10 protein-coding genes are annotated in these 11,973 nt (G+C 75.1%); 3 read left to right on the top strand and 7 right to left on the bottom strand.

All coding sequences use genetic code 11. The features are described 5' to 3' along the window. Positions 1-60 precede the first annotated feature (60 nt). From mraY to mraZ, 7 genes are all read right to left on the bottom strand, one after another. Positions 61-1,197, bottom strand: coding sequence for a phospho-N-acetylmuramoyl-pentapeptide-transferase (mraY, locus tag ACFYWL_RS17630; RefSeq protein ID WP_043967300.1), 1,137 nt, complete (start codon positions 1,195-1,197; stop codon positions 61-63). After that, positions 1,194-2,594 carry a UDP-N-acetylmuramoyl-tripeptide--D-alanyl-D-alanine ligase gene (gene murF, locus ACFYWL_RS17635; protein WP_386973665.1) on the bottom strand — a complete coding sequence of 467 codons (1,401 nt, stop codon included), beginning with the start codon at positions 2,592-2,594 and terminating at the stop codon, positions 1,194-1,196. The genes mraY and murF overlap by 4 nt, the downstream gene beginning before the upstream one ends. Continuing rightward, positions 2,591-4,114 (bottom strand): UDP-N-acetylmuramoyl-L-alanyl-D-glutamate--2,6-diaminopimelate ligase, encoded by a 1,524-nt coding sequence (locus ACFYWL_RS17640; protein WP_386973668.1) that lies wholly within the window; start codon positions 4,112-4,114, stop codon positions 2,591-2,593. The genes murF and ACFYWL_RS17640 overlap by 4 nt, the downstream gene beginning before the upstream one ends. Before the next feature lie 91 nt (positions 4,115-4,205). Then, complete coding sequence (locus ACFYWL_RS17645; RefSeq protein WP_386973671.1) at positions 4,206-6,428, bottom strand: peptidoglycan D,D-transpeptidase FtsI family protein; 2,223 nt, start codon at positions 6,426-6,428, stop codon at positions 4,206-4,208. A gap of 5 nt (positions 6,429-6,433) precedes the next feature. Then, a complete protein-coding gene (locus ACFYWL_RS17650; RefSeq protein WP_386973673.1) occupies positions 6,434-7,054 on the bottom strand; it encodes a hypothetical protein in 621 nt (206 codons plus the stop codon). Further along, positions 7,051-8,145, bottom strand: a complete 1,095-nt coding sequence (gene rsmH, locus ACFYWL_RS17655; protein WP_386973676.1) for a 16S rRNA (cytosine(1402)-N(4))-methyltransferase RsmH — start codon at positions 8,143-8,145, stop codon at positions 7,051-7,053. Before rsmH ends, ACFYWL_RS17650 begins: the two co-directional genes overlap by 4 nt. Before the next feature lie 202 nt (positions 8,146-8,347). Continuing rightward, complete coding sequence (mraZ, locus tag ACFYWL_RS17660) at positions 8,348-8,779, bottom strand: division/cell wall cluster transcriptional repressor MraZ (RefSeq protein ID WP_386973678.1); 432 nt, start codon at positions 8,777-8,779, stop codon at positions 8,348-8,350. A gap of 354 nt (positions 8,780-9,133) precedes the next feature. Here mraZ and ACFYWL_RS17665 point away from each other — a divergent pair, with 354 nt between their 5' ends. From ACFYWL_RS17665 to ACFYWL_RS17675, 3 genes are read left to right on the top strand one after another with little or no spacing between them, the layout of a single operon-like run. Further along, the gene (locus ACFYWL_RS17665) at positions 9,134-10,381 is read left to right on the top strand and encodes a MurT ligase domain-containing protein (protein ID WP_386973799.1); all 1,248 of its coding nucleotides are present in this window, start codon (positions 9,134-9,136) and stop codon (positions 10,379-10,381) included. Then, positions 10,371-11,090 carry a type 1 glutamine amidotransferase gene (locus tag ACFYWL_RS17670; RefSeq protein WP_386973680.1) on the top strand — a complete coding sequence of 240 codons (720 nt, stop codon included), beginning with the start codon at positions 10,371-10,373 and terminating at the stop codon, positions 11,088-11,090. Before ACFYWL_RS17665 ends, ACFYWL_RS17670 begins: the two co-directional genes overlap by 11 nt. Before the next feature lie 37 nt (positions 11,091-11,127). Further along, entirely contained in the window at positions 11,128-11,931 is an 804-nt protein-coding gene (locus ACFYWL_RS17675; RefSeq protein WP_386973682.1) for a TVP38/TMEM64 family protein, read from the top strand. Positions 11,932-11,973 lie beyond the last annotated feature (42 nt).

Genomic DNA, 11,973 nt, shown 5'->3' on the forward strand with positions numbered 1-11,973 from the left:
ACGCCCAGCGCGCCGGGCCGCGCGGGGTGGGGCCGCGCGGGGTGGGGCCGCGCCGGCGGCTCAGCCCATCGCGGCGAGGAAGTCGCTGTAGAACAGGCCGAGCGCGATGGCCACGCCGATCCCCGCGATGATCCAGAACCGGACCACGATGTTGACCTCGCTCCAGCCGGCCAGCTCGAAGTGGTGCTGCAGCGGCGACATGCGGAACACCCGCTTGCCGGTGGTGCGGAACGAGATGATCTGGATGACCACCGACATCGTGATGATCACGAAGAGCCCGCCGATGATCGGCAGCAGCAGGATGGTCCGGGTGGACATCGCCATGCCGGCGATCAGGCCGCCCAGGCCCAGCGCGCCGGTGTCGCCCATGAAAATCCGGGCCGGCGAGGTGTTCCACCACAGGAAGCCCACGCAGGCCCCGGCCGCCGCCCCGGCGATCAGCGCGATCTCCAGCGGGTCCCGCACCGTGTAGCAGTAGTTGTCCGGGTTCGCCGTGTACGACGGGTCGGCGCACCAGTGCCGGTACTGCCAGAACGCGATCAGCGCGTACGCGGCGAGGACCATCACCGACGCGCCGGTGGCCAGGCCGTCCAGGCCGTCGGTGAGGTTCACGCCGTTGGTCGCCGCCATCACCACGAAGATGAAGATGACCACCGCGCCGATCTTGGTGACGTCCAGCGCGGGGATGTCCCGGATGAAGCTCAGCGTGGTGGCGCCCACGGTCTCGGTGTTGGTGGCCGCCCCGCTGGCGTCGGTCATGCTGCTGGGAAAGTAGAGCGCGACGACGCCGAAGGCCGCGCCGACCAGGATCTGCCCGGCCAGCTTGCCCCGCTTGTTGAGCCCGCCGCTGTTGCGCTTGCGGACCTTCAGGAAGTCGTCGATGAAGCCGACCGCGCCGGAGAAGACCATCAGGCCCAGCAGGACCAGCGCGGTGATGGTCGGCTCGACCTGGGCGATCTGCGCGTCCGGCAGGGTGGTCAGGGCGAGGTGCCCGGCGACGTACGCGATGACCGTGGCCAGGATGAAGACCACGCCGCCCATCGTCGGCGTGCCCTTCTTGCCCTCGTTGCTGGCCAGCCCGAGGTTCGATCGGATCGGCTGGCCGGCCTTCAGCCGGGCGAACACCTTGATCGCGATCGGGGTGCAGAAGAGCGAGACGAGGAACGCCACCCCGATGGCGACGATCACCGCCCTCATGCGGCGGCACCCCCGTCCGTGGCGTCGGCGCGCAGCGCGTCGGCCACCTCCCAGGTGCGGTACCGGGAGCCCTTCACCAGGACGACGTCGCCCGCCCGTAGTTCACTCCGCAGCACCTCGACGGCCGCCGCCTGATCGGTGAGCAGCACCGATCCTCCTCCCCAGTCCTCTACCGCTGTCGCGCCCTCGTGGATCGGCGCCGCCGGCTCGCCCACCACGAGCAGCCGGTCCACACCCAGCTCGGCCGCGAGCCGGCCGACCTCCAGGTGTCCCTGTCGTTCGTACTCCCCCAGCTCGGCCATGTAGCCGAGCACCGCGACCGCGCGGCCCGCGCCGCGCATCCCGGCGAGCGCCCGCAGCGCCACCGCCGTGGACGCCGGGTTCGCGTTGTACGAGTCGTCGATCACCGTCACGCCGTCGGGGCGGTCGAAGACGTCCATCCGGCGGGTGGAGACCAGACCGAGCTCGCCCAGCGCGCCGGCCAGCTCGGCCAGCGGCATGCCCAGCTCCCGGGCGACCGCCGCGGCGGCCAGCGAGTTCGACACCTGATGCCGGCCGGTGAGCCCGAGCCGCACGGCCGCGCTCCCCTCCGGCGTGACCAGGGTGTACGCGGCACGGCCCCGCCCGTCCAGCGTCACGTCCACGGCCCGCAGGTCGGCGTGCGCGGCCTCGCCGTAGCGCACCACACGGGCGGCGGTGCGGGCGGCCATCGCGTCGACGAGGGGGTCGTCGGCGTTGAGCACGGCCAGCCCGTCGGCGGGCAGCGACTCGACCAGCTCGCCCTTGGCCAGCGCGATGTTCTCCACCGAGCCGAACTCGCCGAGGTGCGCCACGCCGACGTTGAGCACCACGGAGATGCGCGGCGGCACCACCTCGCACAGGTAGCGCACGTGCCCCACCCCCCGGGCGCCCTTCTCCAGCACCAGGAAGCGGGTGTCCGCGTCGGCCTGCAACGCCGTCCACGGGTGGCCCAGCTCGTTGTTGAACGACCCGGGCGGGGCCACCGTGGGGCCGAGCCGCGCGGTGAGCTGGGCGATCAGGTCCTTGGTGGTGGTCTTACCCGACGAGCCGGTCAGCCCGATCACGGTCAGCGCGGGCAGCCGGTCCACGACCGCGCGGGCCAGCCGGCCCATCGCGTCGAGCGCGTCGCCGACGAGCACCATCGGCACGCCGGGCACCTCCCGGGTGCCGAGCACCGCCACCGCGCCGGCGGCCACCGCGGCGGCGGCGTAGTCGTGGCCGTCCACCTTCTCGCCGGGGAACGCGACGAACAGCGCGCCCGGCCCGGCCTTGCGCGAGTCGAACTCCACCGGGCCCGTCACCCGGGCGGCGGGGTCGGCGGCGACCAGCCGGCCGCCGACCGCCCCGGCCACCTCGGCCAGCGTCAGCGGGATCATCGCCGGCCCGCCAGGTCACCGAAGCGGGCGCGCAGCGCGTCGGCCAGCTCCGTACGGTCGTCGAACGGCAGCACCTCGCCGCCCACCTCCTGCCCACGCTCGTGCCCCTTGCCGAGCACGGCGACCACGTCACCCGGGGCGGCCAGCCGGACCGCCTCGTCGATCGCCGCGCGCCGGCCGGCCACCTCGACGATCCGGGCCGGCGTGGCGGCGGCGTACGCCCCGGCCAGCACCTCCGCCCGGATCCCGGCCGGCTCCTCGGTGCGCGGGTTGTCGTCGGTCACCAGCACCACGTCGGCGCCCCGGGCGGCGGCGGCGCCCATCTCCGGCCGCTTGCCGCGGTCCCGGTCGCCGCCGGCGCCGATGACGCAGATCAGCCGCCCGGCGCTCAGCTCGCGCAGCGCGGCCAGGGCCGCCACGATCGCGTCGGTCTTGTGCGCGTAGTCGACCACGCCGCGCACCGGCCCGGCCGCCGAGACCAGCTCCAGCCGGCCGGGCACCCCGCCGCAGGCGGCCACCCCGGCGGCGGCGGTGGACGCGTCCACCCCCGCGCCGACCAGCGCGGCGATGGCCAGCAGGGCGTTGGCGACGTTGTGCCGCCCGGGCAGCGCCACCCCGGCCGGCACGGTCAGCCCGCCGGGGCCGTGCGCGGTGAACCGCTGCGCGTAGCCCTCGCCGTCGACGTCCGTGGCGTACCAGGTGGCGGTGGGGTCGCCGGCGGCCGAGTAGCTGACCGTGGCGGGGGTGTACAGCGGGCGCAGCGCCGGCTCGTCGTGGTTGAGCACCTCGGCGGCGCAGCGCCCGTCGAAGAGCTGCGCCTTCGCGGCGAAGTAGTCCGCCGAGTCGGCGTGAAAGTCCAGGTGGTCCGAGCCGAAGTTGGTGTAGCCGCCGACGGTGAACCGCACCCCGCCGACCCGGCCCATGGCCAGGGCGTGGCTGGAGACCTCCATGACCAGCGCGGTGACCCCGCGCTCCCGGGCGGCGGCGAGCATGGCGTGCAGGTCGGTGGCCTCCGGGGTGGTGCGCACGCTGTCGACGACCAGGTCGCCCAACCGGGTCTCCACCGTGCCGATCAGGCCCGTGACGTGGCCGGCGGCGCGCAGCCCCGACTCCACGAGGTAGGCGGTGGAGGTCTTGCCGGCGGTGCCGGTGATCCCGATGACGGTCAGGCCGGCGGTGGGGTCGCCGTAGACGGCGGAGGCGAGCGGGCCGAGCACCGCGCGGGGGTCGGGCACCACCAGCGCCGGCAGGCCCGCCGCGGCCACCGCCGGCGCGCCGGCCGGGTCGGTGAGGGCGGCCACCGCGCCGGCCGTGGCGGCGGCGGCGGCGAACTCCGCCCCGTGGCGGCGGGCGCCGGGCAGCGCGGCGTACAGGTCGCCGGGGCGGACCTCCTGGCTGGCGTGGGTCACCCCGGTCACCGCCGGGTCGGCGGCCCCCTCGGGGGCCTCGACGGCGAGCCGGTCGGCGAGTTCGCCGAGCCGGATTCCGGTCACGGAACGTGGGCGTGGATTGCCGGGCACGGCGTCAGACCCTACCCGGTCGTCCGGTTCCGACCGTACAGCCGCCCCGGTGGTTCGTCCCCACCAACCGATGATGTCCCGCCGTGCCTGGTCAGCGCGGAAAGACCTCGAACTTGGGGGCCGGCGCGCCGGACGGGGGGACGCGGTTGCGGCTGAGCGTGAAGCCCATGATGTCGCGGAACGCGGGCGCGGCGACCGCCCCGCCCCCGCCGCCGGGGCTCCACACGAACACCGCCACGACGAAGCGCGGGTTGTCCGCCGGGGCCATCCCGATGAACGAGCCGACCTCGCCGGGCTGCTGCTTGCCGTCGACGTAGCGGATGCCGGTGCCGGTCTTGCCGGCGACCCGGTAGCCGGGCACCGCCGCGGCGAGCCCGGTGGCCCCGTCGACGGTGGTGACCGCCTCCAGCATGGTGCGCAGCGCCGCCGCGTTGGCCGGGCTGAGCACCGACCGGGTGACCGGCGCCTTGCCCGGCGTGCGGCTGCCGTCCTTGCCGCTGATCACCTCCTTGATCAGGTGCGGCTGGACGTACGTGCCGTTGTTGGCGATCGCGGCGTACGCGGCGGCCATCTGCAACGGGGTGGCGTCGACGCTGTGCCCGATCGGCACCGACCCGTACGACGACCCGCTCCACGACCGGGCGGGCAGCAGCCGGCCGCTGGCCTCCCCCGGGATGCCCTCGCCGGTGGGCTGGCCGAGGCCGAAGCGCTTCTGGTAGTCGATCAGCCGGTCCGGGCCGAGCTTGTCGGCGATCTCGATGGTGCCGACGTTCGACGAGTACGCGAGCATCCCGGGCAGGCTCATCCGCCGCCCGTTCGCCGGGTGGGTGTCGCGGAAGGTGGTGTCGCCCCGGACGATGGTGTCGGGGATCGGCAGCGCCGTGTCGGGGGTGATCACGCCCTCCTGGAGCGCCGCGCCGAACGTGATCGCCTTGTGGATCGAGCCGGGGTCGACCACGAAGCTGGTGGCCGCGTCCTCCCGGTCGGTCGGCTCGCTCTCCTGCGGCTTCGCCGCGTTGTAGGTGGGGTGGCTGGCCTGGGCCAGCACCTCGCCGGTGGGCACGTCGAGGACGATGGCGACGCCGACGCTGCCCTGCGCCCTGGCCACCTGGGTCTTGAGCACCTGCTGCGCCTTGAACTGGAGGTCCCGTTCGATGGTCAGCGTCAGGGAGCTGCCCGGCTTGGCGGGGGTGGTGCTGCTGTAGCCGCCGGGGATCGGGGCGTCCAGCTTGCCCTGGCCGGCCTCGTAGACCCGGCGGCCGTTCTCGCCGCGCAGCAGGTCGTCGTAGCGGGCCTCCAGCCCTTCCAGGCCGACCATGTCCTGGCTGGTGAAGCCGATCAGGTTGGCGGCCAGGTCGCCGCCGGGCACCTCGCGCCGCTCGTCGCGGTGCACGCCGATGCCGTACAGGTCGAGCGCCACGATCTTCTTGGCGGTGGGGATGTCGACGCCCCGGGCCAGGTACTCGAACTGGGAGGCGTTCCCGTTCTCCAGGGTGCGGGGCTTCATCCGTTCGGCCAGTTCGGAGGCCGGCAGGCCGAGCAGGGGCGACAGCGCCTGCGCGGTCGCCGTGCGGTCCTTGACCCGGGTCGGGTCGGCGAAGACGTACCGGGCCTCGACGCTGTTGGCCAGCGGTGCGCCGGTGCGGTCGTAGATCGCTCCCCGGGGGGCCGGCAGGTCGACCCGGGTGAGCCGGTTGGCCAGGCCGCCGCCGGCGTACGCCGGGGTGTCGACCGCCTGGAGGAAGACCAGCCGGACGCCGATGGTGGCGAACAGCGCGAGGACGAGCAGGGTGCCCAGGCGCAGCCGGCGGCGCGGGTCGGCCAGCCGGGGCGGCTTGCGGGGCTTGCGCGGCGACCGGCCGGCGGCGGGCCGGGCGGGGCGGCGTGGGCCGCGCCCGGCGGGCCGGCGGCGCGGCGGGCGCGGCGCGTCATCGTCGCCGTCGGGCCGGGCCCGGGTGGGCACGGTACGGACCACCGCGGCGCGCGCGGCCGGGACGGGCTCCCGGCGGCCGGTGCGTACGCCGCCGGCCCGGCCGCCGTCGAGCACCTGCAACGCCGGCCGGAACGGATCGCCGCCGGCCCGGGCGGCGCGCGGGGTGCGTCGCTGCTCGGCGCCCCCGGCGGTCGGCCGGCCCGCCGCCTGGCGCTCCTCGCGGACGGTGCGCCCCCGGGGCGTGTACGCCCGCGCGTCGGAGATGCCCTGCACGCCGGGCTCGCCGGTGCGCGGCTCGCCCCGCCCGCCGCCGGTGGCCCGGGACGAACCGCGCCGGGAGCCCGTGGGGTCCCGGCGCGGTTCCTCAGCTCTCGGCGGCACCTCGGTCAGCCTCCCGCACCCTGCTGGCTGGTGACCGACGGCTGGCCGTTGGCCGGCTGCGGCACCCCGATCACCCGGCCGTCCGGCAGCCGGATGTACGCCGGCTCCTCCGCCTCGACCATGCCGAGCCGGCGGGCCGTGGCGGTGAGGTTGCCGGGCGCCTTCGCGTCGGCGATCTCCTTCTCCAGCTGCTGCTGGTCCACGTCGAGCTTGGCCTGCTGCTGCTGGAGCCGCTCCAGCCGGAACGAGTTCTCGTTGATCTTGGTGTTGACCAGCAGGATGCCGAGCACCCCGCCGACGACCAGCACCAGGATCAGCGCCACGAACGGCGCCCGGGGCACCGACACCGGCGGCGGCGGGGCGACCCGCAGCCGCGGCGACGGGGTCGCCACCGGACGGGCCCGCTCGGCCGGGCTGACCCGCTCGGCCGGGCGCAGCGCGGCGCTGCCGTTGGTCGGGAACTCGCGCGCCCCCCGGGCGCGAGCCTCCCCCTGCCGGTCGAGCCGGCCGGCCCCCGCAGCCGGCATCCCGGCCCGCGTGGTCCGCTGCGCCGCGATCCGGCCCCCCGACCGCGGTGCGCGCTGCCCGACGCCGGTGTCCCGGCCGTCGCGCTTGTCAGCGTTCATCTTCGTCTTCCCTCCCCCTCTTCGTCCGTCCCTGCGCCCGTCGACCCCGGATCCGCCGATCCGGTTCCCGGTTGGTGCATCGCCCTGACCCGCCGGCGGGGCCGTTCGCGTTCGGCCCGCCCCTGTCGCTGCGCATCCGGGTCGATCCGTTCCGCGGCCCGCAGCCGCACCGATGCGGCACGCGGGTTCGCGGCGACCTCCGCCTCCCCGGGCAGCTCCGCGCCCCGGCTGAGCAGCCGGAACGTCGGACCCGACCCGGGCAGTTCGACCGGGAGGTCGACCGGGCCCTTGCTGCGGACCCGGTCGGTGAGGGCCGCCTTGGTGAGCCTGTCCTCCAGCGAGTGGTAGGACAGGACCACCATGCGACCGCCCACGCTGAGCTTGTCGAGAGCGGCCGGCAGCGCCGTCTCCAGCGCCGCCAGCTCCCTGTTTACCTCGATCCGTAAAGCCTGAAACGTTCTCTTGGCCGGGTGTCCCCCGGTTCGCCGGGCTGGTGCGGGAATGCTCTCCCTGACCAGTTCCGCCAGCCGCGCCGACGAGGTGATCCGGGCCCGTTCCCGCTCCCGCAGGATCGCCGAGGCGATCCTCGGGGCGAACTTCTCCTCCCCGTACACCCGCAGCACCCGGGCCAGGTCCGGGTGGGAGTAGGTGTTGACCACCTCCTCGGCGGTCACCCCCCGGGTCTGGTCCATCCGCATGTCCAGCGGCGCGTCCTGGGCGTAGGCGAACCCGCGGTCGGGCGCGTCCAACTGGAGCGAGGAGACGCCCAGGTCGAACAGGACACCGTCGACCGCCGGGTAACCCAGCCGGGCCAACACCTCGGGCAGCTCGTCGTAGACGGCGTGTTCGAGGTGGACCCGGTCGGCGAACCGGGCCAGCCGGACCCGCGCGTGGGCGAGGGCCTCGGTGTCCCGGTCCAGCCCGATCAGCACCGTGCGCGGATGCCGTTGCAGCACCGCCTCGGCGTGACCGGCCAGGCCCAGCGTGGCGTCGACGTGGATCGTGCGGTCGCCCCTGTCCAGTGCGGGGGCCAGCAACTCGAGGCACCGCTCGAGCAGCACGGGCACGTGCGTGCCGCGAAGCTCCCCCATGTCGACCCCCACCGGTTGAACCGTCCGTTTCTCTCCGCGCCTGTCGTCGGACGACGCCTCCGTCGTACCGCCAGATCCCCATCCGCTCCCGCCCGCCGGAGGCCGCGGCCCTCCGGGAGATCGTGCGCCTGGCACCGGGGAAGGGGTGCCAGGAACTCGAAAGCGGCTGGAGATCTCGCAGTACGTCGGGCGTCGTCACGCCCTACAGACCGCCGGGCAGCACCCCCTCCTCGATGTCGGCGAAGTCGTCTTCGCTGTCGGCGAGATAGGACTCCCAGGCCGCCTTGTCCCAGACCTCCACCCGCGTGCTCGCGCCGATGACCACCAGGTCGCGGTCGAGCCCGGCGTACGCCCGCAGGTGCGCCGGGACGGTGACCCGGCCCTGCTTGTCCGGGACCTCGTCGTGCGCGCTGGCGAAGAAGACCCGGCTGTAGGCGCGGGCCGCCTTGTTCGTCATGGGTTGCGCGCGCAACTGGTCGGCGATGCGCTGGAACTCGGGCATCGGGAAGACGTAGAGACAGCGATCCTGCCCTTTGGTGATCACGACACCCCCCGCCAGCTCATCCCGGAACTTCGCCGGAAGGATCAACCGGCCCTTGTCGTCCAGGCGCGGGGTGTGGGTGCCGAGGAACATCGGCCCAACCCCCTCGCCCTTGCAGCGGCGTTCGCGGCGCCGCTCCCCCCGGGCCGGTGGGCCCTCCCGGCCTCACCATTGGTCCCCACTCTACTCCACTTCCCTCCACCCGCAACCAGAATCGCCCGCGCGGCGCGTCGTCGTCGCCGACAAAACCGCACGTCAGAGGGGGTGGAGGGAAGTGGAGGGCTGCGGCGCCCCCACCCCGGCGTCCACTACCCGACATAGATCGACTCCATCCGGTCGACCGCGCTCCGGCCGTCCGCCCGGCCGGCCCGACCGAACGGTTCGCCGTCGGCGGCGATCTGGCGGGGGCGGCGGTCCGGTAACCTCGCTCGCGTGACGGACGCGAAGATGCCCCTGCGGGCAAAGGTGGCAAGCTCCGTGTCGCGGACCGCCGCGGCGCTGTCCCGGGCCGCGGGTCGTGGCGACGGTTCGGTGATCGGCGGCTGGATCGGCCTGAAGATCGACCCCGACCTGCTGGCCCACCTCTCGGCGGGGCGCGCCATCGCGCTGGTCTCGGGCACCAACGGCAAGACCACCACCACCCGCCTGACCACAGCGGCGGTCGGCGTCCTCGGCCGGGTCGCCACCAACTCCTTCGGCGCCAACATGCCCACCGGCCACACCTCGGCGCTGGCCAAGGCCGGCAGCACCCCGTACGCGGTGCTGGAGGTCGACGAGCACTACCTGGCCCAGGTCCTGGAGGCCACCGAGCCGCACGTGGTGGCGCTGCTCAACCTCTCCCGCGACCAGCTCGACCGCGCCAAGGAGGTCGCCATGATGGCGCAGCTCTGGCGCGCGGCGCTGGTCAACCACCCCGACGTGCGGGTGGTCGCCAACGCCGACGACCCGATGGTCGTGTGGGCGGCCACCCCGCCCGGCGACCCGGCCCGGGGCATCCGGCCGCCGCACGTCACCTGGTTCAGCGCCGGCCAACGCTGGCACGACGACTCGTGGGTCTGCCCCGAGTGCGGGCACACCATCCAGCGCAACGGCGGCCAGTGGTGGTGCAGCGGCTGCCCGCTACGCCGGCCCGAGCCGCAGTGGGCCGTCGAGGACGACGGGGTGCTCGACCCGACCGGCGCCTGGCACAAGGTGATGCTCCAGCTCCCCGGCAAGGTCAACCTCGGCAACGCCGCCACCGCCCTCGCCGTCGCCGCCGAGTTCGGCGTCCGCCCGGTCGACGCGGTCACCCGGCTCGGCACGGTCACCTCCGTCGCCGGCCGCTACGCCCAGGTCGAGCGGGACGGGCGCAACATCCGGCTGCTGCTGGCGAAGAACCCGGCGAGCTGGCTGGAGGCGTTCGACATGGCCGACTTCGCGCCGACGCTGCTGTCCATCAACGCCCGGGACCCCGACGGGCTGGACACCTCCTGGCTCTTCGACGTCGACTTCGCCCCGCTGCGCGGCCGGCAGGTGCTGATCACCGGCGACCGGGCGTACGACCTGGCGGTCCGCCTCGACGTCAACGGCGTGCCCTTCCAGCACGTCCGCACGTTCGGCGAGGCGGTCCGGGCGGTCCCGCCGGGCCGGCTGGAGGTCATCGCCAACTACACCGCCTTCCAGGACATCCGAGCGGAGCTGGACCGTGTCAACTGAGAGCCTGCGTATCGTCTGGATCTACCCCGACCTGCTGTCCACGTACGGCGACCGGGGCAACATGCTGATCCTGGCGCGCCGCGCCCAGCAGCGCGGCATGCCGGTGGAGGTGCTGGAGGTCCGCTCCGACCAGGCGCTGCCCGCCACCGCCGACATCTACCTCATCGGCGGCGGCGAGGACGGCCCGCAGGCGCTCGGCGCGCAGCGGCTGCGGGCCGACGGCGGCCTGCACCGGGCCGTCGCCCAGGGGTCGGTGGTGTTCGGCGTCTGCGCCGGCTACCAGCTCCTCGGCACCTCGTTCTTCGCCAAGGGCGTCCAGTGCGCCGGGCTGGAGCTGCTCGACCTCTCCTCCGACCGGGGCCCGTCGCGGGCCGTCGGGGAGCTGGCCGGCGACGTCGACCCCCGGCTCGGGGTGCCGGCGCTCACCGGCTTCGAGAACCACGGTGGCCGCACCCACCTCGGGCCGGGGGTGTCCCCGCTGGCCCGGGTCACCGCCGGGGTCGGCAACGACGGCGCGACCGAGGGGGCGTGGCGGGGCAAGCTGCTCGGCACGTATTCGCACGGGCCGGCCCTGGCCCGCAACCCCGCCCTGGCCGACCTGCTGCTGCGCTGGGCGACCGGCGCGCACCAGCTCCCGCCGCTGGACGACACCTGGGCCGACCGGCTCCGCGCCGAGCGCCGCGCCGCGGTGGCCGCCGCCCGGGCATGATCCCGGCCGCCCGGCGGCTGCCGCGGCGCGCCCGCGCATGACCCGGGCCCCGCGCCGGCTGCTCTCCGCCGCCCGGCGGCTGCTGCCCACGGCCCGGCGGCTGCTGCTCGCCATCCGACGACTGCTGCCAGCGGCCCGACGATTGCTTCCCGCCGCCCGGCGGCTGCTCGGGCAGCCGCCGGCGCGCCGGTTCGCCCTGCTGCTGCTCCTGCTCGCCGGGCTGGCGGCGCTGCTGCCGGTGCTCCCCCGGCCCGACCCGGCGGCGCTGCCCCGGCTCGCGGACTCCCTCGGCGGCTACGCCCCGGTCGCCGCGATCGTCGGCGGGGCGCTGCTGCTGGTCGTCCTGGTGCCGCGCACCTTCGTCACCCTCGCCTTCGGCGCGGTCTTCGGTCCCCTCGAAGGCGCGGCGTACGCGCTCGGCGCGGCGCTGCTGGCCGCCGCGCTCGGCTTCGCCGTCGGCCGGGCGCTGGGCCGGGAGTTCGTCGCCGAGCGGGCCCGCGGGCGGCTCGCCCGCCTCGACGGCTGGTTCGCCCGGCAGAGCGTGCTGGGCGTGGCCACGGTCCGGCTGCTGCCGATCTCCGGATACGGGCTGGTCAGCTACGGCTACGGCACCACCGGCGCGCGGGTGCTGCCGTACCTCGCCGGCAGCGTCCTCGCCTCCGCCCCGACCTCGTTCGGCTACGCGGCGCTCGGCGCGGCGGCCAGTTCCCCCGGCGACGTCAACTGGTACGCCGCCGCGCCCGCGAGCCTGGGCCTGATCGCCAGCGCGGTGCTGCTGCACCGCTGGTGGCGCGCGGAACGCCACCGCCGCGCCGCCGCGCCCCGCCCAGCGGGGAGTTAATAAGGGGCCCCTGCTATGCAGAATGCGTTAACAAGGGGCCCC

Origin of the sequence: Micromonospora sp. NPDC002575 (assembly GCF_042889525.1) — a bacterium.
Taxonomy (GTDB): domain Bacteria; phylum Actinomycetota; class Actinomycetes; order Mycobacteriales; family Micromonosporaceae; genus Micromonospora; species Micromonospora carbonacea.

Bases quoted from the DNA above. Each gene is read 5' to 3' on its own strand.
- mraY (WP_043967300.1), bottom strand. From the start codon at position 1,197: ATGAGGGCGGTGATCGTCGCCATCGGGGTGGCGTTCCTCGTCTCGCTC.
- murF (WP_386973665.1), bottom strand. From the start codon at position 2,594: ATGATCCCGCTGACGCTGGCCGAGGTGGCCGGGGCGGTCGGCGGCCGG.
- ACFYWL_RS17650 (WP_386973673.1), bottom strand. From the start codon at position 7,054: ATGAACGCTGACAAGCGCGACGGCCGGGACACCGGCGTCGGGCAGCGC.
- rsmH (WP_386973676.1), bottom strand. From the start codon at position 8,145: ATGGGGGAGCTTCGCGGCACGCACGTGCCCGTGCTGCTCGAGCGGTGC.
- mraZ (WP_386973678.1), bottom strand. From the start codon at position 8,779: ATGTTCCTCGGCACCCACACCCCGCGCCTGGACGACAAGGGCCGGTTG.
- ACFYWL_RS17665 (WP_386973799.1), top strand. From the start codon at position 9,134: ATGCCCCTGCGGGCAAAGGTGGCAAGCTCCGTGTCGCGGACCGCCGCG.
- ACFYWL_RS17675 (WP_386973682.1), top strand. From the start codon at position 11,128: ATGACCCGGGCCCCGCGCCGGCTGCTCTCCGCCGCCCGGCGGCTGCTG.